The following is a 20,717-nucleotide window of genomic DNA, read 5'->3' on the forward strand; positions in this document are numbered from 1 at the left end:
AATAATAATCGCAAAATGCACTTGCAAAACCATATATCATATTTTCAGTTATTAAATTACAAGTAGATGAACTATACACGCAACCAGCAGAAAGAAAATCCATAGGAGGTCTAATATATGATGTAGCAAGTATTTTCAAATCAGATCGTTCATTTGAACCTGTAATATTATATATAAAATCAGAAAATCTTTGCTTGTTGTTCATCTTTATTAAATAATTGTTAAGCAATTCATTTAAGTCCATATTGGGATTATCTTTATACTCATAGTTTGCCCGGAACTTCAACCTTCGTAAGCTCAACGTCGACTTCTTCATTGTCATCAAGGCCGTCATCATCCGTGTCAGCTTTCATATAATCGGTATTAACAATTTTGCAATTTGAGCTTACAATAAGACCACTCATTTCTTCAATATCTGTAAAACCGTCACCATCAGTGTCTGTTTCTCCAACAAAGGTCTTAGGACCTATTTCATTGCAGCTTTGATTTATTTCAGCAGCGGTTTTAGCAGAGTATACCTTGCCGCCTGTCAGCTGTGCATAACCTATCAATGCAGCTGTATTAAAATCACCAATACAGAAAAAGTAAATAGGTATCTTGTTATTAATTGCAAGCTTAAGAAATCTACTGTCAACTGATACACTGCTGTCAGTAATAAAAATAATTTTAGAGTTATACCCCATAGCCTCATCATTGAGTATAACTGCTGCTAAACCAATTCCATAACTAGCATTAGCAGTTCTGCTGTAATAAATCGGATCCCATTTCAACGCACTTTTGACACTCGTAAAATCGGTGTTCATTCCACCAGCATTCTGGTAGGTCAAAAAGCTCATAATATCTGAATCCGACATTGAGTCTACAATATTACTAACTATAAGTTCATTTCGATTTGCGTTATTAACATTATATATATTTGAACTTTTTGATAATACTCAATTGCATCTTCGTATCTGCTGAGTGACATACAAACATTTGCAGCACACTGATACGCATCTGCACAGTTCTCATCGAGTTTTATAGCTGATAAAGAAAGACTGAACGCCTCTTGTAATTGCCCATTATAAAAGGAAGTTTCCGCATTTGAAATTAATTCTGCAAGTTGATCTTTTTTGTCCATTGGCATCCAAATCATCCCCTTACGTAACATCGGTTTTTTTCAGTTCGTTTATTAGCTCTATATCATAATCATTTGGAGCATCACTGAATGCTTTTTCTGCTAAAGTGACAGCTTCTTTTGAAATCGTAACCTCATTAGCTAAAACGTTCTCCAAAAAATTTTCAAGAGCCACCCGTTTTTCTCCATATTTCGCCAGTTCTTCAGCATCTTCCACAAGAGCATTCACAAGAGAGTCGTCATGAAATTGCATAGAGATATTTTTGAAGAACATATCATATGCGTCTTTTACCATTTTAATCTCCTCTCATAATTAGCGATTAATAGGAAAGCCAGTTACTATCCCTTCACCGCCTGGTTCAACAATCACTCTAATATCTAAACTATAACACAAGATATGAAGTTTCGTCAATCCTTAATGAATTACGCAAAGAAATATGGAGTGAGCCGAGCGAGCAGAAAATACAATAAATCACGTTCATATATATATTTCTGGCTGAAACGCTGGGACGGAAGTGTGGAGTCCCTCGCAGTTAAATCACGCCGACCGCATCATCATCCCAATGAGCATACCAAGGAAGAAATAGATCTTATCAAAAGGTATCACAAACGGAACCCGACACTTGAGCTTCCCGAACTATGGCATCGTCTCAGGAAACAAGGGTATACACGCTAAAAAGTATCAAAACGTGCCTTTTCATAAACTCTACCACCCCATGACATTCTGATTTTTTCGATTATATCATATCGCAGTCATACCTGTCAAGATAAAACAAAAAAAACCCGCAGAAGTCTGCGAGCTTTTTGTGTTGTGACTATGAAATAGATGAATTGTTTAAGCGTTTGTGTTATAAATGAAAAAACATTTTTCTTAAAAGCAATGATAGAGAATGAAAGCGTCAAATTATTACCACATTGTTAACTGATCATCTATTAAAGATTTAACGTTTCTTTCAATTATTTTATCTTCAATTAATAATTCACTGCATAACAATGGTGAATTTGGATTGTATTTTGCATAATTATCATCAACTGTTTTTAAGCTATAATTGGCATAACAATACTTACACTTATGCATACAAGTATTATACAGACCAATGTCAATACTCTCTATACAACCACAAATATCACGCTGATTTTTATCTTTGTTTGCTGAAATCCTACAGCCGCAAAGTTGTTCTATCAATTTGTCATCAATACACTTACCGTGATTTATCCCATATGAAGAAAGATCAATGCTCTCTGCGCAAGTATTGATTTCAAAATCATATTTTTTTGATATTTCACTAAATGCTTTTGCAATAAGATTTATTTCTTCTTTTACAGGTTCATTTATCATACTCTCATTTAAAGTACGAGCATTCTTTTTATAAAAATCTACAAAGCTTATAACGCATTTATTAAAACTTCCATTTAAAATTTGAGAAAGCTTCTCAAAATACTTAATATGGTATTGTACTGTATATTTTTCACTTAGAATAATCGGATCATATCTCCAAATCACTCTATCACGACCGATTAAATCAGACAATTGCTTGAAAGTATTAATTATTTCTTCACTTTTAGATGGAACATTCGGTTCAATATCATTAGAATAAGAATTCAAGGTAAACTGAAAATAATATCTATAATCTTTCAATTCGTCAAGTTTATCAAGCATAGGTTTAGGATTTTTTGTCCAAAACACAATACAATCCACAACGTCCGGGGAAAGTTTTATTTTACTAACCTGATGTATATTCATGGGGTTCCGAACAAGAACATATCCTTCTTTTATTCTATTGAAAAACCAATCAGAATAAAAAGCAGGAATATCTGTCCTGCGGCTTGCACTGATTATCATTTAATTATTCCACCTCAATTATTAATTGTGCACTGTTACACGTTTTCGCTACACAATATTTTTGTTGGAAGTCATAGTCTATAACATAAAAGTTTTCATTCGTATCATACTGTTCAGAGTCACTATAATAACTCGACGGTGAAAATCTTTTTTTACTATATGTAAAATTATTTAATTTGTCAATGAGCATATCAACAGTATCTCTGCCGGTATAGCAATTATCAACGTCATTAATTATTATCAGCATTGGTGTGTCATATCTTTTATTCGAAACAATGCTCTCAATAATATCATCAAAAAATTGACTTATGCCCATTTCCCCAATTTCTTTATAGAAAAAAGATATGAGATATTCAATTATAATCACATTATAATTCATTATATTATTTGTTCGCAGATAAGACAAAACATCTACATTAGTTGAAAAATTCACCTTGTAGCCCGAAACACATTTTATTTGTTCATGGATAGTATCCCAGTATTCATTTATATCTATACCATAATATTTATTTATTTTTTCACTACACACTTCATCAAAAGCCATTAAATCAGCAGCACCACCGCATCCCAACGGTAATATACTAAAATCCCTATATCTATCATGATCAATTTCTTGAAGAGCATACCTTATTTCTGAACAATATTTATATGAATATCTACATACATAATAATCTAATAGTTTTCTACAGCTATAATCTGATCGTAAATTATTACGATGATAATGTATATCATCAAGACATTCTTTACAATCATGCCCACATATTGTAGCATTGCTGCAATCATCACAATTACATTCTATTGAATCATAGTCAGCGTCGCAAAAATTAATAATTTCATCAATTAACATAATAAGTTCCTCCATCACTCAATCCCACTCAACTCCTGATAAAGCCTTTTAGCATAACTATCAGTCATGCCGCAGACGAAATCAGTTACCAGAAGCAGTCTGAGATACAGCTTTTCTTTATCGCTCTTACCCTCAGAATATATTGTGTAAATCTGACGATAGTTATCAGAAATCATATTCATTAGTCTATCCTTCATAGGTGAAAGCTTTGTTCCAGTATCAAAATTAACTGCCGCAGGAATGAAATTGTCGAGCAGAAAATTGATTATATTACCCGCAGAGATCTCCATTTTAAGTATCGGCTTAGAACGGAAAACATACTCGTATGCTATACCCCCTAAAGCCTTTGACATAGCATTTCCACGTGATACAGAAAGCACATCTTTAGTGAATGTGCCTTCCATTATACTTCTGTAATTTCTTGTGAAGCCATATGAAGCACAGTATAAAAGATTTCCCTGTATACTGATAACCCAATTCTGAACCGCATTAAGCTCGGGATTTGCTATTTTCTTAGCTTTAGCATTTTGATATTTTGTTTCCAACCAATCGATCATATTGGTATAATTTTTTCTCTCATCTTCATCGGCGCATTTACTTATGTATTTCTCACTTCTTAACTCTTCAAGAAGCTGGTCATAACTGAGAAACCCTTTCTTTACTGCGTCCTCTATGTCAGCTGTCAGATAAGCTATATCATCGGCGGCTTCAAGCAAATATGTAAGCGGATACCGGCAATCTGCTGCACCGGTCGAAGATGTAATATCTTCAAAAAGCTCTTTTTCTGCAAGGTAATATCCCATCTTCTTAGTCTTGATATTACCACTTTGCTTATCTATTTCACAAGATGAAATCGGATACTTTATCAGCGTATTGAGCAAAGCATAAGTAAGATGCATACCGTTTTCATCAACAAGATAGTGCAGCTTTGTCAGCAAGCGAAGAGCCTGGGCATTACCCTCAAAACGAAGCAGATCGCTTTTCATCTGCTCGTCTAAATACCGATCAAGCGTAGTTCCGTCAAATTCAATTTTCGTTAGATTTGCTTCAAACCAGTTTCTGATGGAATCTTCACCAAAATGTCCGAAAGGAGGATTGCCTATATCATGCAGCAGCCCTGCACATTCAAGTATACTGCATACCTTGTCCTTAGTTTCCGCTGTTATATCTTCATCAATATTATTGTCGATCAGATACTGAAAAGCGGTCTGCCCTAATGATTTGGCAAATGAGGAAACTTCAAGAGAATGGGTCAGCCTTGTACGCACAAAATCGCTTTTATCCAACGGAAATACCTGAGTTTTGTCCTGCAAACGTCTGAATGACGCACTGCATATTATTCTGTGATAATCTTTCTGAAATTCATTGCGTAAATCCTTATTATTAAATTTAGACTTGGATTTCCGTTTTTCGCATAAAAGCTTTTCCCAATTCATTACAAGCCCTCTCTTTGCTGTTAATTCAAATAAACGAAATACTGCGGTGCATTTTCAATTCATAAATCACAAAGATTTAGTAGCTTTTTCGACGTAATGCACTATAGCAGAATTATAATATTATTATAACTACGTAAATTTAATTTGTCAACGAATTTGGCATAAGGTGAAGATTTTAGACACAAAATGCACATTTTCTATGTGACAATCGGGTTGGAATCTATCTGATATATTTTGTTCTCACAATCAATAAAATCCTTCGCAAACTGCACCGCCTCCGCAAAACTGTCCTCCAGTATCTCAAACCCCACCGCAGCAGTAAAATTGTCGATCTCGTCCCGCTCGGTTTTATCTGCAAAGATCTGTATCAAAAAGCCCTCACAGAGAATTTTATTGCCTTTCTTGTCAACCCTGGGGATATATTTGTCTGGCGTAATTCTCACATGAAAATCCTTGTATCTCATTTGACCACGCTCCTTAAAACTTCATCTGAAGATCATCTTCTTCAAGTTCTTCTTGAAATTCATCAGAATGCTGCCCGTAAACCGACCTTTCAAGTGCCGCCCTCAGATAGCTTGTGTCCATACCGTTCGCCTCATATCCCTGATTTATAACGTTGTAATAATAACTGGTCGGCGGTGAGATCTGACCCTTGTTCATCAAGTACGCCATGCACTCTTTCTTTTCTCCGTCTACCTCTATCTCAAACAGCTCCTTGCGGTAAAGATTCGGAAAGCCCTCATATTTGTCAAGACTGTGTTCGTCACGTCCGTCTATCTCCCATATCAGAACGGGTACTTCCGACTTCTCATTCGGTACGATCGTTGCCACACCACGAAATTCAAGTTCATAGCCCTGCATCATTTCTGTGCTTACAACCTTTGAATTCGGACAGCGATGCGCCATCTGTTCAAGGTTGATGTTGCTGCCATAGGCAATGTATAATCTTTTGTATTCCATGTTTTCCTCCTTACATACTCATTTCAAATTCTTCTTCAAATTCGTCACATTCACTTTCTGACGGCTCAATGTGTTCTTCGGGTACATTTTCGACTTGCGTGCTGTTGTCGCTTACAAGCTCGACACGTTGCTCACGGGCGGCTTGCCGCTCCAGCTCACGTTTTTCTTTCAGCTTTGCCCTTGCAGCAATTCCATCCTCAGGGTGCCGCCAGGCAATATCGCCCTCAAGATGTTTCAGAAGATGTGTCCTGCAATTCTTGAATTCTTCACCTATCAGTCCAAGATTCAAAAGCCATACCCTAAAGCTGTACCGCATATTATCACTCTGCGAAACGTGAGGAGAGCAGTATTTCTTGGTCATTGCCGCATTGCTTATGGCTAACGCAAGCACTATCTGACTTCTTACCTCTCCTGCGTGAAGAGAACCGTTGTACGCTCTTATCTCATAATGTCCGTGCTGAAAAAAGCTGTGCAGATTGCAGATCACATATCGGCTGTTTGAATAATGCTGAAACTGCTCGCTCATTCTTCCACGATACCAAAGCCTTTTTATCTCCTCCATATCTTTGGGCTTCTTGCGGTTTATGTCCTCTATGAACTGCTTATTCATCTTGTGACAGTAGCTTTCACGGGCAGATGATACCTGCAAAGCGTCCCATAGAAAATCTTCCTTGCTTGCGAAGATGTTTACAAGATTTCGTATCTGCTGCGGTGTATAATCGTCTGCCGAAATGTGAATGTGCGTGCCTGCACAATATCTCGGACCTGTCACTCCGCCTGCACGGCGTAAGGCTCTCACGACCTCCTGCAAAAGCGGTATGTCTTCATATTCCAGCACAGGAGAATTCATTTCCACGCTGTATGCCTTAGACGCTCTGTCTCCGCTTGCGTTATAGCAGTTGATACTGCCGTCATAAACTATCGCCCACCCTCGGTTCTTGGCGTCCGTGACAACGTATTTATCATAGCTGCCTCCCTCGTGTTCAACACTTCCGTCAAGGACATTTGCCATAGCTTTTGCCGCCTGACTTCGTGTAAGTCCTGTCATTTCAATCTCTATACCGAATTTTCTTGTTTTTATGCCTTCAAAGTTTTTGGACAATGCTGCACCTCCCAACAAAAAAACAGCCTGCGAATATATCGCAAGCCGTAAATTTTGATCGTTATTCAATTTCAGTCCTGACCTCATACCCACCTTTAAAAATCACCAGTATCTCCGCCTTGTTCAGAACCTTCACACATTCTATCAGTTTTCTGATAAGCACATTATCGAACGTTTCCAGCTCAAACTTCTCATGCTCTATCATATCTATTATCTTATCAAGCTTGGCTTGAGTTTCGGCGGAAGTTTGATTTTTTGATTTCAGCAATACAAGTCTTTCACTTAGGCTTTGCTCTTCCTCATACAGTTTTGCAAACTTGCTGTCCAGCTTGTCCTCATCACAGCCGCCTGTTGCTATGAGACTTATCAGATCATTTCTTGCCTTGTCGATCTCTTTAAGCTTTTTTTCGATTGATATAATCTCTTCCTGCCCCTGACATTCAAGGACTGTTCCGATATTCGTTTTCAAAATCCTTGCAATGTCATTACGGCAGGAGTAGTAATTGTTTATCGCTCGTATTATGGCTTTGTGAAGCTGTTCTTCCTTTATCGTAGGCGAATCGGGACAGTATCTTCTGCCGTGTTCCAGTCGGCTTATACACCGCCAGACAATTTGCTTTTTGCCTCTTGAAGTCCACGTTGTACGGCGGTAAGGCGTGCCGCATTTTCCACAGATAAGCAGTTCCGTAAGTGCATATTTACTGCTGTATTTTCCTTGCTCGGTAGTAGTTTTATCGCTGATTTTACGCTTAGAACTTCGCCTTGCAAGCTCCTGCTGAACTCTATTGTATGTGTCACGGTCGATTATGGGTTCATGATGATCTGTCACAAGATACATCGGGCGTTCGCCGTAATTTTTTACGACCTTATGCGTAATACAGTCAAGCGTATATGTCTTTTGCAGCAAAGCGTCTCCTACATATTTTTCATTTTTCAAAATACTGCGGATAAAAGATTCGTTCCAGATTTTATTACCCATTGAGGTAAGAAGCTTTTTGCTTTCAAGAACATTTTTTATACCTTTCATACTATAACCGTCAAGAAATAGTTTATATATCAGCTTTACTGTTTCCGCCTCATCAGGAACGATCTCTGGTTTGCCGTCTGCTCCCTTTTTGTAGCCCAGAAGATGTTTGTACTGAAAATTTACTTTCCCTTCTCTATATGCTTTTTCTTTTCCCCAGAGTATGTTCTTACTGATAGATTCACTTTCGGCCTGTGCAAAACTTCCATACAAAGCTATCATAAACTCGCTTGTCATTGTCAGCGTGTTTATGTTCTCTTTTTCGAAAATAACGCCAATACCCAATTCCTTCAGCTGCCTTATGTACTGAAGACAATCAACCGTGTTTCTTGAAAAACGGCTTATAGACTTTGTAATTATGAGGTCTATTTTCTTCTTTTTGCACATTCTTATCATACGATTAAATTCTGTTCTTTTCTTTGTCTGCGTTCCGCTGATACCCTCATCTATCTAAAAGCCGTCTCTGATACAATTTTATTTTTACAGAAAAACGGGTTCAAATTTCTCGGACGGGTTCAAATTTTGTAACCTTTCCGTAGATAAGGCTCGGAATTTTCAATTTTATCATATTGCTATCAGAAACTGGCGTTATAATGGTTTCTGATATTTTTTCTTTTTTATCCGACACTTTGGCGTTCTCAATTGTATTAGTAGTGAAAGGAGGGCAAGGCAAGATGTCAAAATCTTTGTTGCGTACGGACAAAGAGATTGCGGAGATCTACAAACGCCACAGTAAAACTGTTTATCGCGTCTGCTTTGCTTACATGAAAAATCCTGCTGATACCGAGGATGCAGTTCAGGATACATTCTTCCAGCTAATCAAGAGCGGTCCCGCTTTTGAAAGCGAAGAACACGAAAAGGCATGGCTTATCAGAACTGCCACGAACATTTGCAAAAATGTCCTGCGGCATTGGTGGCGCAGACACGAGAACATCGAGGATTTCTACAATCTCCCCAGCTCAGAAAATATCGAAACAGATGATATTTTCCAAGTGGTTATGGAACTCCCCGAAAAGTATAAGACCGTGGTCTATCTGTATTATTATGAAGGATATACCAGCGTGGAAATCGCAGGCATCCTGAAAAAGCCGCAATCGACAATCCGTAATTATTTGCACGAGGCTCGTGCCATCCTCAAAGAAAGGTTAGGTGATGATTTCGATGAAGAACAATAAAATCATTACTTCTTGGGACAAAATCGAACCGAGCGATTCTGCAAATGATCGTATGCTTTCTGCGATTTTAGAGAAGAACCGTTCTGTTCATGACAGAAAGGATAAGGTGAACTATATGTCACAGAGAAAGAATTTCAAAAAGTTCCTGATTCCAGTTGCCGCTTGCCTGGTAGCCATAGTCGCAGTAACAGGAATTGTTGGCAGCAATATGGGATGGTTTGGTTCTAAAGGTTATACTGTTAATCTTGCAAACGGTGACTCCATTGTCTATCACATCGGAAGTACCAACGTGGCAAGTATTCATGTCGGCTATCCCGTTTCATCGCGTAAACTGACAGATGCAGAATTGGACGCCATACTTCCTGAAACCACTGAACGAAGATCAGCCATCGGAACTTTCCGAGAGGAAAACGGGGAGCTGCTCCGAGTCGAAGGAAAACTCGGTGATGCGACAATCATATTTGCCCAGGATAATTTTCCAATAAGCGATGTGGTTCTGGAAGGAAACGAAAGCAGCTCATCGGTAAACGGAATTCCTGTCACTACGGGATACTTTGTTACCAGTCCCAACAGCAGAGGTGAGCAATCCGCAATATTCTTCGCTTCGTTCTCTATTGGAAATACGAATGTCTATGTGGAGTGTTATGGAGACAAAAGCGATGCAGATGCGGTAAGTCAAGAAACGGCAGATTTGATTTTCAGCATCATAACAAAAGGTGAGCCCGATTTTTCGGCTATTACAAAGTAAGACAGAAAAGCTCCCCACATCGGTTCAAAGTGAGCCGTTGTGGGGAGTAATCTTTATACTCGGATTTCCAATCCGTTATGGAAGGTAACCCGGATGTCATCTTTGCCGTAGACCGTGATGAAGTCGCACATTGCGTACCAGGTGCCTTCCTCAAAGTAATCGACCTGCTCCGGCAGCGACCGCAGCACCTTCATGAAGTTCTCCATCATCTGTCTCTGAGCCTGCCGCTTGGTTATCGCCGACTGCGTTTCATCCAGTTTTGCCTTTGCTGCATCGAATTTTGAAACGTCATATTTATCGCTCATCCTTTCGGAGTCTTGGCGTATGGTTTCTTTGGCTGCCGAGATTTCATACCGGCCGTGTGATTAACATACTTACAGAGTTGATATTCTATTGTCAAGTTACTTGGAGCTTTTATTCTCCTTACACTTGTATAGGGGTAGAAGTCTGGTATTTAACAACCGTTTTTTATTGCAATTTCAAAAGTTTGTTAAGCTTGCACAAAATCCTACGTTTCTTTTTGTTAATGTTTTGCTGAGTGGTATGTAGAAAGTAAGCGACCTCGTTTTCCGTTTTATTTTCAAAATATATTGCAAAGATCAATCTTCGTTCATCCTCAGAAAGTTCATTCAGACAGCTATACAGCTTTTCAAATTTAATATTCTGTATCACTCTTCTTTCAACATCGTCATTTTCTGTTCGGAACTCCTGAAAGTTTTCAAATTCTCCGTTAATATTTCCTTTCAACGCAGAGAACTGGATCTCGTGCTTATAGAACGATTTATTGTTGTCATCAATATTCCATTGGGTTCTATTGTAATATGTGCGGATCTTTTCGCTTACTTCAATTTCAACGTATCTTTTGGTTATAGTGTCATAAACACTTACTATGTTTTTGCTCATTTTTTATTCCTCCGTTTTGATTTTCTTGTTCTGAATCAAAACGAAGGCTTATGGATATTTGGCTATGTATTGCTGCCAGTATTTAAAAATGGGCATAAAAAAACTCCATTTCTGCTCTTAAAGCAAAAATGGAGTTAACAAAAATAAAAAAATAGAAACCGACACTAGCTTTAAAAGCTACTTGTCAGGCTTCTACTCCGATTTTAAACAAACGTGTGATGCTTGTACTAAGTAATTAATATTATTTAATGGTTTTAACGTTATTGTTTCTCAGCATTTCCAACACTTGATCATAACTGCAAAGTTTGTACCGAAATAACTATTCTCGCCTTTTCCTGTTATTACATCAAAAAGTCTGCCACCACATATTGGGCAGCGTATATGATGTATATTATCTATTGTCAATCTATCAATCCTCCGACGTTTAGCTGGTAAGCTAAACTGATGCTAAATAAATTTGCGGCATAAACCGCAAAATTATTTGTTCATTTTTGAAGTTGGTCTATGAAATCAAGCCAATCTTTTTCTGTTGCACTATTTTCCTGTGCTTTACGAATCGCTTTTGTTACAATATTATTGCTCTTTAGATATGTAATAATGTCCGGACTAATTGTATCATTTGATGCTGCATAGAGATCATATATTTTATGTGTTTCCGCTTCGTCCAAGTGCAATTTATTAATCATTCGGTCAAGCACTTCAATAGTTGGATTGCTTCTTGCTCCGCTTTCAAGTTGACTGAGATATGCTGTAGATATCCCAATCTGTCTTGCGAGTTCTTGCTTGGTCATAGAGTGTTGTATTCGTTTCTCGGATATGAACTGACCGAATCTGAGTTTGTCAGTCATGTTTTGTGTTCTTTACTGAACTACGATTTTAAAAACAGAAACACCTGCAAAATCGTACAATTCAGTATATTGATCAAAATTTTTTACATTTGAAGCTCTCCAAGCATTTATAGTCATAAAAATTCTCCTTATTAAATTTCATATGATGCATGAGTCTTATTTAATTATACGTTTTACATTATCGATGTCAACAAAAATGGCATAAGGTGAAGATGTTTAGCACGAAATTTAAAGAACAGAAAACTAATATAATATGCTTGACCTTGTTGTTTTATTATGGTAAAATAAAAAAAGAACCCTGATAAAAATTCAGAGTTCTAAATTGAATTATTTTTTTGACTTTCCTATAACCTCAATGAAATACGCTAAATGCTCACGTTCTGCATTGTCCATCTTTGCCATTATTTCTACAGCGTCGCCTATAGTCATTTTATTTGTTAGCTTTATAGCATAAGTTTCATTAAGATTTGTCTTACTTGCACTTTTTCCAAGAATATAATCTGTAGTAACGTTATAAAACTCGGCAAGTCGATACACAACTTCTGTAGGTGGGACAGTTAATCCTTTCTCATAGTGAGAGATCGTGCTAGGAGAAAGATGAAGATGTTTTGCTATATCTGTTTGTGTTAGAAAGTTTAGCTCTCGCAGATCGATCAAGATTTTGGCGATAATGAGCTTTTGTTTTTCACCAAAAACATTTGAGCTTTTAACTCGCTTTTTCATAATATACGATCCACCTACCTTTCCGATTCCAACACTTTTATTATAGTATAAATATATTTAGAAGTTACAAGTTTATATTATTTATAACAAATCGGCGAAATTTGTCGATTATTTATATTGTGAATATAATTGATGTGATTTATACTACATTATAAGGAGGAAATACATATGATCAGAGTGGCAATATGTGATGATAATAAAGTATTTGTTAATAATATGTCACAAGCTGTCAAATCCGAATTTAAAAGACAGAATAATGAAGATATTGAGTTAGAAACTTACATTTCAAGTGAATTGATGTATCAGCACCACTTAATAAAACCATTTGATTTGGTTTTTCTTGATATTGATATGCCGGAGCCGGACGGTTTTCAATTAGCAGCTAAGATTTCAAGTTCAAACGACTGTTACATAATTTTTGTTACCAATCATCCTGAACTGGTTTATGATAGTCTTTATTTCCGACCACTGAATTTTATAACCAAAAGCAATGATTCTTTTTTCACAGAAAAACTACATAGTGTGGTTAATCAGCTCTTCAATGAAATGAAGCAAAACGCAATTATTATTTTGGAAAATAAAGAAGTCGGAAGAGTTCCGCTGCAAATAAAGAGCATTTATTATATTGAGAGCAGTAAACATTATGTTATCTATCATTCAGAACATAACGAACCGATAAAGATCAGAGGTAATATTGGTGAATTGGAGATTCATTTTTCTCAATATGATTTTGCTCGGATACACAAGAGTTTTCTAGTTAATCTTCGTCACATTTTTAATATAGATAGAAATAAAGACGAGATAATTTTTAAGCAAGGCTTTAGATTAAATATGAGTAAAAACTACAAACAAACTGTTGATGAGAAATTAACACAGTATTTGAGGAAGACAAAATGAAGAACTTGCTATGGAAATGCTTTGAGCTTGTGATTAATTATTATCAGGGCTTTATTATGACATGGTTTGTGTATAGATTTCTAAATCCTAAATCTCTCAAACAGGCAAAAACATTTCTTTCGATTTTTAGTATCATATTTGGAACAACCATAACCCTGTTAAATCACATCACTTTATATGAGGGATTTACAAGTACTTTATATTTAGTTATATTGTTGGTATATGCCATTATTGCCTTTAACGACAGTATTATTAAAAAACTACTATCAACGATCATTCCCAATATTATTCTGCTGCTTATCACTTCTGTTGAACTTAATTTATTATCATCTCTAAATAGAATAAGCGTCAAGGACTTGATTACAAATGATAATAGCGTAAGATTCATGACTTTGATTGTAATCCAGATTTCTCTTTGGATCTCCTTGAAAATTATAATCAAGCTGTTCAAATTCTCTGACAGTTATACAATATCAGATTGGTCTCCGATTATCACAGTATTAATATCTTCCTTTATTCTAGTATCACTTCTCCATGTACTTTCACTCAATGCGGATGATACGCAAAGAATATACATCAATTTATCATACCTGGTTATCATTATACTGAATTTCCTAATGTTTTACGTTATTTATTCACTCTTCTTCAAGAATGCTCAGATAAAGAATATGAAGGTACTATCCGTAAAAGAACAGTATATGGAACAGTATGTTAATAATGCGGAGACTCAATACGAGCTGATCAGAAAAATAAGGCACGATATAAAGGATCAACTTACCACCGTTTATGAATTGCTCACAAGTGGCAAAACCGAAGATGCTTTGGAATTTATTGAACAATCCAACGGCATTGTTAAAGCTACAATGACATTTGTTCAAACCAATAATCCAGTTGCAAATGCAATAATCAACTCTAAATTGTCTACCGCATCAACTTTAGGAATAAAGGTGTCATGTATTACGGTAAATGACTTTGTAGGTATCAATGAGCTTGATCTATGTGACTTATTGAGCAATACTTTGGAAAATGCGATCACAGCCTGTGAAGCTATGCCGCCAGATTTAAACAAGTTTATCTATTTGGAAATCAGTAAAGAAAACAACATTTATACATTTATAGTGAAAAATTCTCTAGATAAGTCTGTTATTAGCGAAAATCCAAAATTAAAAACCACAAAGAAAGATATCATAAACCATGGACTTGGCACTTCTATTATTAGGGACATAGTAAATAAATACAGTGGAAGATATGATTACTATGAAATTGACAATGCTTTCTGCTGCTCTATAATCTTAGAAACTTAACTCATATGATAGCTCGGCTTATGCCGAGTTATTTTTTTGTGCCTGAAAACTGCACAATATGCCAAAACGCTTGACGAAAGACTTTATATTTATTAAAATATAAAAAAGCAAGGTGATAAAATGAATTATTTGGTATCTAAAATCGTTACTTTCCTTACAGAGCAAGAAGTAATCAGCAGCGAATCAGATGTACAAGACTTTTATAGATATGGAATAGAAATCAGTATATCGTCGTTTTTAAATATTTTTCTTGTTCTTTTATTGGAGATAATTATTAATCACATAGCAGAAAGTATTATCTTTCTTTTATTGTTTATACTTATCAGATCATTCACCGGAGGCTATCACGCTGATACATACTTTAGGTGCAATTTATTGATGTGTATTACATTCATATTAACCGTTTTAGCAAATTGTATGTTTTCTAACAAGCTCTCCCTATCAATTATTATTGTTTTAATCTGTGTTACTGAACTGATAGTTTCTGTCTTGGGTCCTATAGAAAATAAAAACAAACCAATTGATGATTCAAAAAAAATAAAGTTAAAAATAACAGGGACAGCTATGACTTCAATAATTAATTGTGCCGGGTTAATTCTCAGAGAAAGTTATCTTGGCACAATGATTATATTTACAACTTTTTTAATTGTTTTGCTTATGATCGCAGCAAAAGTTAAAGAAGCAAAAATTCAAGAGAGAGGGGGAAATTCATGTGAAAAAGTTCAAGAAAATGATAGCTGAAATGATTCAGAAGATTGCAAAGCATACTGCAATTTTGGCTTGTGGAGCAGCTTCTCATTATGGCGGATATCAGACTAGAGAACCTAAGAACATTTACAAGAGATAAGCATCAAAAACACAATTCAAAAGATTGGCATATTCGACTATTACGATCTACACTAGTATAGTTTTGAGCTGAATTAATCATTTTGTGCAGGAAGAAGATTGATTCAAAGGTTTTCAATATGAAACTTAAGAAGAAAATTGCGGCTATGGGTGCTGCTGTTATGATAATGGCTTCTATGAGTGCTATAGGTGCTAGTGCGTATCAAGCATCATATGAGGATAGTTATCGAATTATACTTGCATATACGTCTTATACTCCAAGCGAGACAGATTCAGTGGGAACGGTAACGAATCTTTCAACTACAAAAACAAATTACTCTGTACAGTCAACCCTTTATTACAAGACTTCTGCAGCAAAAATCGGTTCTTATACTCCTTCTGGATGGAAAAATGGTACGCTGTCCAAAGGTCAGCTTTTGAAAGCAACAACAACCCATAACCGTAATACTAGTTATAAGTATTCTGCCAGAACTCTAGTCATGAAAGATAATAGAGTTTTTAAGGATATTCAGTCTGATTACTAATATATAACCCTGAGGAGCTAAAGCTCCTGCGGCAAGCTTGCTTCGTCGCAGCCGATGAAAAGCTACGCTTACATCGGGCTTTGCTCCGAATTAAATATGCATTAAAGAAATTTTAATAAAAATCAATTGAACATTTTACAAAGGCAATGCATTATCTGAATAACATCAGATAATGCATTGCCTTAATGGGTTTGAAGGAGGAAAGAATGTACACGCTGAAAAATCTTAGAAATATGATGAAAAATCATACCGGTATGCTGGTTCTACTTGTGATTTCTATGTTTGTTTCATTCGGGGTTTTGTTTTTCGGTGTTGGATTGTACTATCAGTACAGCAAAAATATTGAGGACGGCGAAATTGACAGCTATGCTGTCGGTTTTTCCATAAATGACATTATTACAAAAAAAAATTTTTGTGAGTTTGTGAAGAATATGCCGAATAAGCTTATGGGTGATGTTTCATATATTACCTGTTTTTCGTCCACGCAGGTAAGCGGAATTGATGAGGAAATACCTGTCGCATTCTATCTTCAGTATTCTGAAGGAAAATTTGAATATTCCGATAACGTATTTCAGCCAATGATTGATGACCTTGTAATTAAGGACGGCAGTTTTTTCACGCAGGAGCAATATTCAAACGGAGAAAAAAAGGCTGTTGTAATGGGCAGCGGAAATGTAAATCAGCCGACTTCAGCACCCGAATATACAAATTCGGTTACAGCATTCGGTCAGAGCTATGATGTTATCGGCACAATAAACCCTGCTAACAGCAGCTATTTTTTTTACAGTATCTATGTTCCGTTCAGCTCAGTCCCCGACGATACAATTATGAACGACGGGGTTTATCTTGCACTCAACAATAAAATCACTAAATCTGAATATGATGATTTTACCGCATATATCAGCGAATTTTTCAAAGATAAAATCACTCTTTATGAACCGGCATTCGACTTGGCATCAAACACTTCCTACTACATAACAGTTGTACTGATTTCGGTAATCATTGCCATTCTTTCGGCATTGAACATTTCCATTCTGTATAATTACATCATTATCAGCAGAACAAGACAACTGACCATTATGCGTATCTGCGGAGGGTTAACCTCAAATCTGAGCATATCAACCGCAAATGAGATTATTCTTATTATGCTTCCTGTAAGCATTATTTCAGCTTTGTGCTATGATAAATTTATTCTTACTGTACTTTCAGCTAAATTTCCGCTTATGAAAGCTGCATATAATCCATATGTTTACGCAGAAATAATTTTGATTTACTCTGCAATATCGTATCTTCTTAATCTGTTTTTGCTTCATCATAATCTCGGCAAAAAAATTAAGGAGGGATTGAAATGAGAATTAAGTTATACGGCAGGGTTATCGGTATCTTCCTGAAAAAGCACTCGTTTATCAATGTTTTAATAAGCCTCCAGCTGATTGCTGTTTTTGTTATCGGAATAATTATGACATCGATAATAGACGAAAAGGCTTCCTCATATGAGGCTGTCAAACCGCTGCTTAATGGCGAGGGATTGTATTGTGGTGGATATTTTTTGAAAGATAATGAAAATGGCGGACTTTTGGAAAACACAGATGAAATCAAAACTCAGCTGAAAGATGTTGATTTTATCTCGTCTGTAAACTTTGCGTCCCTGCAAACAGGCGTTGATACACAAACTAACGAGGTTAAGACCGCATATGCACTTGTATATGATGATTATTCTGCAAATCTTTTTCGCCCGACAATAGAAAAAGGTTCGTGGATAACTGATTCCAAGCAATCCGATGATATACCGCAGGCTGTAATTACCCGAAATTATCAAGGCTATAATGTTAATGATATTGCTGAATTTGAAACTGAAAATGGAACGTTGAAGGTCAGAATAATCGGTGTAATTGGTGATAATGAAAAATACCTTGGAGCAAACTCGGAATATGAATCAAATGAACCATCCTATCAGTTAATGCTTTCTACACATTTCAACTGTCTGAATGACCAGCTTAAAAACAAAGGCTTTACAAACGAGGAGATTGCTTTGAAACTCGAATCTCTTGGGTATTCAGCGGACAGCATTGTATATAATGAACCTGTATTGTTTTTTACAGATAAGGAGTGGAATAAAACCGATTTGGATTCAGTAATGTCAGACTCCCTTTTTATAAAGTACAACCGGAATATTTCCGATGATGAAAAGCTTTACAACAGAAAATATATCAACGAGAATCTTTCTGTATTATCATTTGCGATACAGTTTTCTCAGTTGAACAACAACAGTCAGACCATTGTTTATAGAGAGTTGTACACATTGATGCCAATAATGTGTGCAATATACCTGCTTGTACTGATTGCGTCAGTGAGCGTTAATGCGATTAACTGCAAAAATAATATAAGAAACGAAGCCATACTGTATTTGGGTGGTGCAAAAAGAAAACAGTTGCTTACAATCAATGTAATTTACAATGGGCTGATTTGCATTGTGTCTTTGATAATTTCAATAGCAGGATCGTTGATTTTCTACAAGGCAGGATTGTTCAGCAAAACAGTAATTACATTGGGCTGGAAACAGATCACCATTTGCCTGATTGTGTGTGCTGTATATATCTTGGTATCCTGTATCATTTTCTGCATTATCCTTACATCAAAGGCTATAAAAAAAGCAATAATATTATCGGAGGAATAGTAATGGTAAAACTTAATAACATAGTAAAAATATATAATTCAAAGAAAGCCAACGAATTCAAGGCTCTCCACGGTGTTTCGGCAGAAATTCGGGACGGTGAGCTTATTGCGATTATCGGAAAATCGGGTGCAGGAAAATCAACGCTTCTGCATATTTTAGCCTGCATTGACAACTATCAGGAGGGCGAATACTACATTGATGATGTGCTTGTGAAAGACCTTTCCGAAAGTCAGTATGCAAAAATCAGAAACGAGAAAATCGGGATGGTTATGCAGGATTTTGCACTGGTTGAGGATTTCACGGCACTGGAAAACGTGATGATACCGCTGAATTTTTCCAAAAAGAAAGTCAGTGACAAGAAAGAAAAAGCCCTTGCGGCACTGAAATCGGTAGGCATTGAGGAGCTTGCCAAAAAGCTATGCAGCAAACTTTCGGGCGGACAGAAGCAGCGTGTGGCAATTGCCAGAGCGATAGTCAATGAACCGTCAATGATTTTGGCGGACGAACCGACGGGAGCACTGGACACAAAGACTTCCGCTGAGATTATGGAGCTTTTCAAGTCCCTGAACAAACAAGGCAGGACGGTTGTTATAGTTACCCACGACCCGAAGATTGCGGAGCAATGCGGCAGGGTTATTGAGATTAGTGACGGGAATATTGTTACAGCAAAATAAATTGTGGAGTGAAAACAATGAAAATTACCGATTATGTAGATCTGTTCTATCCGTCGGCGGAGGCTGAGGAGTATGCAAAAAAGCGGCAGAAAAAATATGAAAATTATCCGCAGGATTTTATGGTCAATCTTGAAACGGATAACATAGCAAAACTTATTGCACCTATGAATTTTGCTGTCGCAACATCTAAAATGAAAGAGTTTACAGATGACATTGAAACCCTTGATTACAGGCTGGATTGTCTTGAGGACTTTATGAATGTCCCCTAACTTAACGGCAGATTTCGACAGCTGATAAATGAACTCGCAGGAAACAGAATTGACTTTTCAGATGTTGATTGTGTCAACTCGTTTATGCAGATTAAGACCCATATGGACAGCCTTGAAGAATTTCTCGGCTGCATTGAAAACATCAACAGGTTCTTTGCAAAGTATAATCACGCAATTAAGTCGGTAGCGGTAAAAAGGCTTGCACAGTTTTTTGAAAAACTGCCAAAAAGCGAGAGCATTTTCGAAATAGCATACAGCATTTCACAGCTGAAAGATACCTTTTCAAAAACCATACGGAGCGTAAAAATCGGTGTTAATTTTGATTCGGCTATGAATCCCGACAGTGCAGGACTGCTTGAAATCGGATATGACAAAATTTATCCCAAGGGAAATATTCTTGAAAAGCTTGTGTTCAAAAGTTTTGCAGGCAGAGAGCAGTTTATTGGCGAGGAGCATTTCAACTCGGCAACAAGGCACACTCCCATTGATATAGACACTGCCCTTTTCCGTGAACTGAGCAAATACACAAAGGAGTTCGCCCTGCGGATTGCCGCAGCACTTAAAAGCTATCGTTCCTCGGTTTTTTCAGACCTTTCGGAGCTGGAATCACAGCTTGACTTCTATGGCGGAGCGGCACAGTTTATATCAAGTGTTAGGGCAAGGGGAATGAAAATGTGCCGACCGAAATTTCTCCCCTCTGAGAAGCGTGTTACAAGGCTGAAAAACGTCTTTGACCTCAACTTCTACAGGCAGCTTGTTACGCAAAATCCGCAGGAAATTCTGACCGAAAAAATTGTTGC

Annotated in this window: 27 protein-coding genes; 12 read left to right on the forward strand and 15 right to left on the reverse strand. The window is 36.7% G+C overall.

The window, feature by feature from the left end; genetic code table 11:
• From AB5Z01_RS11995 to AB5Z01_RS12045, 11 genes are all read right to left on the reverse strand, one after another.
• On the reverse strand, window positions 1-244 hold a 244-nt coding region (locus AB5Z01_RS11995; protein ID WP_368365565.1), incomplete at its 3' end, for a hypothetical protein.
• 19 nt (window positions 245-263) lie between these two features.
• Window positions 264-836 carry a hypothetical protein gene (locus AB5Z01_RS12000; RefSeq protein WP_287214855.1) on the reverse strand — a complete coding sequence of 191 codons (573 nt, stop codon included), beginning with the start codon at window positions 834-836 and terminating at the stop codon, window positions 264-266.
• A gap of 38 nt (window positions 837-874) precedes the next feature.
• Window positions 875-1,120, reverse strand: a complete 246-nt coding sequence (locus tag AB5Z01_RS12005; protein ID WP_147342394.1) for a hypothetical protein — start codon at window positions 1,118-1,120, stop codon at window positions 875-877.
• A 19-nt stretch (window positions 1,121-1,139) separates the two neighbouring features.
• Window positions 1,140-1,412, reverse strand: coding sequence for a hypothetical protein (locus AB5Z01_RS12010; protein ID WP_117781655.1), 273 nt, complete (start codon window positions 1,410-1,412; stop codon window positions 1,140-1,142).
• Window positions 1,413-2,024: 612 nt separating this feature from the next.
• The gene (locus tag AB5Z01_RS12015) at window positions 2,025-2,960 is read right to left on the reverse strand and encodes a DUF1848 domain-containing protein (protein ID WP_287214860.1); all 936 of its coding nucleotides are present in this window, start codon (window positions 2,958-2,960) and stop codon (window positions 2,025-2,027) included.
• A 4-nt stretch (window positions 2,961-2,964) separates the two neighbouring features.
• On the reverse strand, window positions 2,965-3,807 hold the full coding sequence (locus tag AB5Z01_RS12020) for a hypothetical protein (protein WP_287214862.1): 843 nt from the start codon (window positions 3,805-3,807) through the stop codon (window positions 2,965-2,967).
• Window positions 3,808-3,821: 14 nt separating this feature from the next.
• Window positions 3,822-5,243: a deoxyguanosinetriphosphate triphosphohydrolase gene (locus AB5Z01_RS12025; RefSeq protein ID WP_265290362.1), complete on the reverse strand. Its 1,422-nt coding sequence runs from the start codon at window positions 5,241-5,243 to the stop codon at window positions 3,822-3,824.
• A gap of 197 nt (window positions 5,244-5,440) precedes the next feature.
• Window positions 5,441-5,707, reverse strand: a complete 267-nt coding sequence (locus AB5Z01_RS12030) for a hypothetical protein (protein ID WP_287214864.1) — start codon at window positions 5,705-5,707, stop codon at window positions 5,441-5,443.
• Between the two features lie 13 nt (window positions 5,708-5,720).
• Window positions 5,721-6,203 carry a gamma-glutamylcyclotransferase family protein gene (locus tag AB5Z01_RS12035; RefSeq protein ID WP_287214866.1) on the reverse strand — a complete coding sequence of 161 codons (483 nt, stop codon included), beginning with the start codon at window positions 6,201-6,203 and terminating at the stop codon, window positions 5,721-5,723.
• A 10-nt stretch (window positions 6,204-6,213) separates the two neighbouring features.
• The gene (locus AB5Z01_RS12040) at window positions 6,214-7,305 is read right to left on the reverse strand and encodes an amidoligase family protein (protein WP_287214868.1); all 1,092 of its coding nucleotides are present in this window, start codon (window positions 7,303-7,305) and stop codon (window positions 6,214-6,216) included.
• 61 nt (window positions 7,306-7,366) lie between these two features.
• The gene (locus tag AB5Z01_RS12045) at window positions 7,367-8,779 is read right to left on the reverse strand and encodes a recombinase family protein (protein ID WP_353805446.1); all 1,413 of its coding nucleotides are present in this window, start codon (window positions 8,777-8,779) and stop codon (window positions 7,367-7,369) included.
• A 224-nt stretch (window positions 8,780-9,003) separates the two neighbouring features.
• Here AB5Z01_RS12045 and AB5Z01_RS12050 point away from each other — a divergent pair, with 224 nt between their 5' ends.
• Together AB5Z01_RS12050 and AB5Z01_RS12055 are read left to right on the forward strand one after the other, a co-directional pair.
• Window positions 9,004-9,504, forward strand: a complete 501-nt coding sequence (locus tag AB5Z01_RS12050) for an RNA polymerase sigma factor (protein WP_117878543.1) — start codon at window positions 9,004-9,006, stop codon at window positions 9,502-9,504.
• The gene (locus tag AB5Z01_RS12055) at window positions 9,491-10,252 is read left to right on the forward strand and encodes a hypothetical protein (protein WP_117878541.1); all 762 of its coding nucleotides are present in this window, start codon (window positions 9,491-9,493) and stop codon (window positions 10,250-10,252) included. Before AB5Z01_RS12050 ends, AB5Z01_RS12055 begins: the two co-directional genes overlap by 14 nt.
• A gap of 53 nt (window positions 10,253-10,305) precedes the next feature.
• On the opposite strand, the gene AB5Z01_RS12060 is transcribed toward AB5Z01_RS12055, so the two are convergent.
• The 4 genes from AB5Z01_RS12060 to AB5Z01_RS12075 all read right to left on the reverse strand — a co-directional run bounded on the left by AB5Z01_RS12060 (window position 10,306) and on the right by AB5Z01_RS12075 (window position 12,726).
• Window positions 10,306-10,557, reverse strand: a complete 252-nt coding sequence (locus AB5Z01_RS12060) for a hypothetical protein (RefSeq protein WP_117878540.1) — start codon at window positions 10,555-10,557, stop codon at window positions 10,306-10,308.
• Between the two features lie 163 nt (window positions 10,558-10,720).
• Complete coding sequence (locus AB5Z01_RS12065) at window positions 10,721-11,155, reverse strand: RNA polymerase sigma factor (protein ID WP_195221247.1); 435 nt, start codon at window positions 11,153-11,155, stop codon at window positions 10,721-10,723.
• Between the two features lie 485 nt (window positions 11,156-11,640).
• Entirely contained in the window at window positions 11,641-12,003 is a 363-nt protein-coding gene (locus AB5Z01_RS12070) for a helix-turn-helix domain-containing protein (protein WP_022287130.1), read from the reverse strand.
• A gap of 327 nt (window positions 12,004-12,330) precedes the next feature.
• On the reverse strand, window positions 12,331-12,726 hold the full coding sequence (locus AB5Z01_RS12075) for a helix-turn-helix domain-containing protein (protein ID WP_195221248.1): 396 nt from the start codon (window positions 12,724-12,726) through the stop codon (window positions 12,331-12,333).
• Window positions 12,727-12,894: 168 nt separating this feature from the next.
• Here AB5Z01_RS12075 and AB5Z01_RS12080 point away from each other — a divergent pair, with 168 nt between their 5' ends.
• From AB5Z01_RS12080 to AB5Z01_RS12125, 10 genes are all read left to right on the forward strand, one after another.
• Window positions 12,895-13,623: a LytTR family DNA-binding domain-containing protein gene (locus tag AB5Z01_RS12080; RefSeq protein WP_195221249.1), complete on the forward strand. Its 729-nt coding sequence runs from the start codon at window positions 12,895-12,897 to the stop codon at window positions 13,621-13,623.
• Window positions 13,620-14,927 carry a sensor histidine kinase gene (locus AB5Z01_RS12085; protein WP_022287134.1) on the forward strand — a complete coding sequence of 436 codons (1,308 nt, stop codon included), beginning with the start codon at window positions 13,620-13,622 and terminating at the stop codon, window positions 14,925-14,927. Before AB5Z01_RS12080 ends, AB5Z01_RS12085 begins: the two co-directional genes overlap by 4 nt.
• 120 nt (window positions 14,928-15,047) lie before the next feature.
• Window positions 15,048-15,668 carry an accessory gene regulator B family protein gene (locus AB5Z01_RS12090; RefSeq protein ID WP_195221250.1) on the forward strand — a complete coding sequence of 207 codons (621 nt, stop codon included), beginning with the start codon at window positions 15,048-15,050 and terminating at the stop codon, window positions 15,666-15,668.
• The gene (locus AB5Z01_RS12095; RefSeq protein ID WP_270760514.1) at window positions 15,640-15,774 is read left to right on the forward strand and encodes a hypothetical protein; all 135 of its coding nucleotides are present in this window, start codon (window positions 15,640-15,642) and stop codon (window positions 15,772-15,774) included. Before AB5Z01_RS12090 ends, AB5Z01_RS12095 begins: the two co-directional genes overlap by 29 nt.
• A 118-nt stretch (window positions 15,775-15,892) precedes the next feature.
• Entirely contained in the window at window positions 15,893-16,297 is a 405-nt protein-coding gene (locus AB5Z01_RS12100; RefSeq protein ID WP_046442033.1) for a hypothetical protein, read from the forward strand.
• Window positions 16,298-16,503: 206 nt separating this feature from the next.
• Window positions 16,504-17,649 carry a hypothetical protein gene (locus tag AB5Z01_RS12105; RefSeq protein WP_022287137.1) on the forward strand — a complete coding sequence of 382 codons (1,146 nt, stop codon included), beginning with the start codon at window positions 16,504-16,506 and terminating at the stop codon, window positions 17,647-17,649.
• Window positions 17,650-17,846: 197 nt separating this feature from the next.
• Window positions 17,847-18,974 (forward strand): ABC transporter permease, encoded by a 1,128-nt coding sequence (locus AB5Z01_RS12110; protein ID WP_368365566.1) that lies wholly within the window; start codon window positions 17,847-17,849, stop codon window positions 18,972-18,974.
• A gap of 2 nt (window positions 18,975-18,976) precedes the next feature.
• On the forward strand, window positions 18,977-19,648 hold the full coding sequence (locus AB5Z01_RS12115) for an ABC transporter ATP-binding protein (protein WP_038670449.1): 672 nt from the start codon (window positions 18,977-18,979) through the stop codon (window positions 19,646-19,648).
• 17 nt (window positions 19,649-19,665) lie between these two features.
• Window positions 19,666-19,917, forward strand: a complete 252-nt coding sequence (locus tag AB5Z01_RS12120; protein ID WP_287214881.1) for a hypothetical protein — start codon at window positions 19,666-19,668, stop codon at window positions 19,915-19,917.
• A gap of 84 nt (window positions 19,918-20,001) precedes the next feature.
• Window positions 20,002-20,717 (forward strand): hypothetical protein (locus AB5Z01_RS12125; protein ID WP_368365567.1); only part of this gene is annotated, 716 nt, incomplete at its 3' end.

The organism is Ruminococcus sp. RTP21359st1_H3_RTP21359_211015, from assembly GCF_040909065.1.
Taxonomy (GTDB): Bacteria; Bacillota; Clostridia; order Oscillospirales; family Ruminococcaceae; genus Hominimerdicola; species Hominimerdicola aceti.

Bases quoted from the DNA above. Each gene is read 5' to 3' on its own strand.
- AB5Z01_RS12000 (WP_287214855.1), bottom strand. From the start codon at position 836: ATGAGCTTTTTGACCTACCAGAATGCTGGTGGAATGAACACCGATTTT.
- AB5Z01_RS12005 (WP_147342394.1), bottom strand. From the start codon at position 1,120: ATGGACAAAAAAGATCAACTTGCAGAATTAATTTCAAATGCGGAAACT.
- AB5Z01_RS12010 (WP_117781655.1), bottom strand. From the start codon at position 1,412: ATGGTAAAAGACGCATATGATATGTTCTTCAAAAATATCTCTATGCAA.
- AB5Z01_RS12015 (WP_287214860.1), bottom strand. From the start codon at position 2,960: ATGATAATCAGTGCAAGCCGCAGGACAGATATTCCTGCTTTTTATTCT.
- AB5Z01_RS12020 (WP_287214862.1), bottom strand. From the start codon at position 3,807: ATGTTAATTGATGAAATTATTAATTTTTGCGACGCTGACTATGATTCA.
- AB5Z01_RS12025 (WP_265290362.1), bottom strand. From the start codon at position 5,243: ATGAATTGGGAAAAGCTTTTATGCGAAAAACGGAAATCCAAGTCTAAA.
- AB5Z01_RS12030 (WP_287214864.1), bottom strand. From the start codon at position 5,707: ATGAGATACAAGGATTTTCATGTGAGAATTACGCCAGACAAATATATC.
- AB5Z01_RS12035 (WP_287214866.1), bottom strand. From the start codon at position 6,203: ATGGAATACAAAAGATTATACATTGCCTATGGCAGCAACATCAACCTT.
- AB5Z01_RS12050 (WP_117878543.1), top strand. From the start codon at position 9,004: ATGTCAAAATCTTTGTTGCGTACGGACAAAGAGATTGCGGAGATCTAC.
- AB5Z01_RS12055 (WP_117878541.1), top strand. From the start codon at position 9,491: ATGAAGAACAATAAAATCATTACTTCTTGGGACAAAATCGAACCGAGC.
- AB5Z01_RS12060 (WP_117878540.1), bottom strand. From the start codon at position 10,557: ATGAGCGATAAATATGACGTTTCAAAATTCGATGCAGCAAAGGCAAAA.
- AB5Z01_RS12065 (WP_195221247.1), bottom strand. From the start codon at position 11,155: ATGAGCAAAAACATAGTAAGTGTTTATGACACTATAACCAAAAGATAC.
- AB5Z01_RS12070 (WP_022287130.1), bottom strand. From the start codon at position 12,003: ATGACTGACAAACTCAGATTCGGTCAGTTCATATCCGAGAAACGAATA.
- AB5Z01_RS12075 (WP_195221248.1), bottom strand. From the start codon at position 12,726: ATGAAAAAGCGAGTTAAAAGCTCAAATGTTTTTGGTGAAAAACAAAAG.
- AB5Z01_RS12080 (WP_195221249.1), top strand. From the start codon at position 12,895: ATGATCAGAGTGGCAATATGTGATGATAATAAAGTATTTGTTAATAAT.
- AB5Z01_RS12085 (WP_022287134.1), top strand. From the start codon at position 13,620: ATGAAGAACTTGCTATGGAAATGCTTTGAGCTTGTGATTAATTATTAT.
- AB5Z01_RS12090 (WP_195221250.1), top strand. From the start codon at position 15,048: ATGAATTATTTGGTATCTAAAATCGTTACTTTCCTTACAGAGCAAGAA.
- AB5Z01_RS12100 (WP_046442033.1), top strand. From the start codon at position 15,893: ATGAAACTTAAGAAGAAAATTGCGGCTATGGGTGCTGCTGTTATGATA.
- AB5Z01_RS12105 (WP_022287137.1), top strand. From the start codon at position 16,504: ATGTACACGCTGAAAAATCTTAGAAATATGATGAAAAATCATACCGGT.
- AB5Z01_RS12115 (WP_038670449.1), top strand. From the start codon at position 18,977: ATGGTAAAACTTAATAACATAGTAAAAATATATAATTCAAAGAAAGCC.
- AB5Z01_RS12120 (WP_287214881.1), top strand. From the start codon at position 19,666: ATGAAAATTACCGATTATGTAGATCTGTTCTATCCGTCGGCGGAGGCT.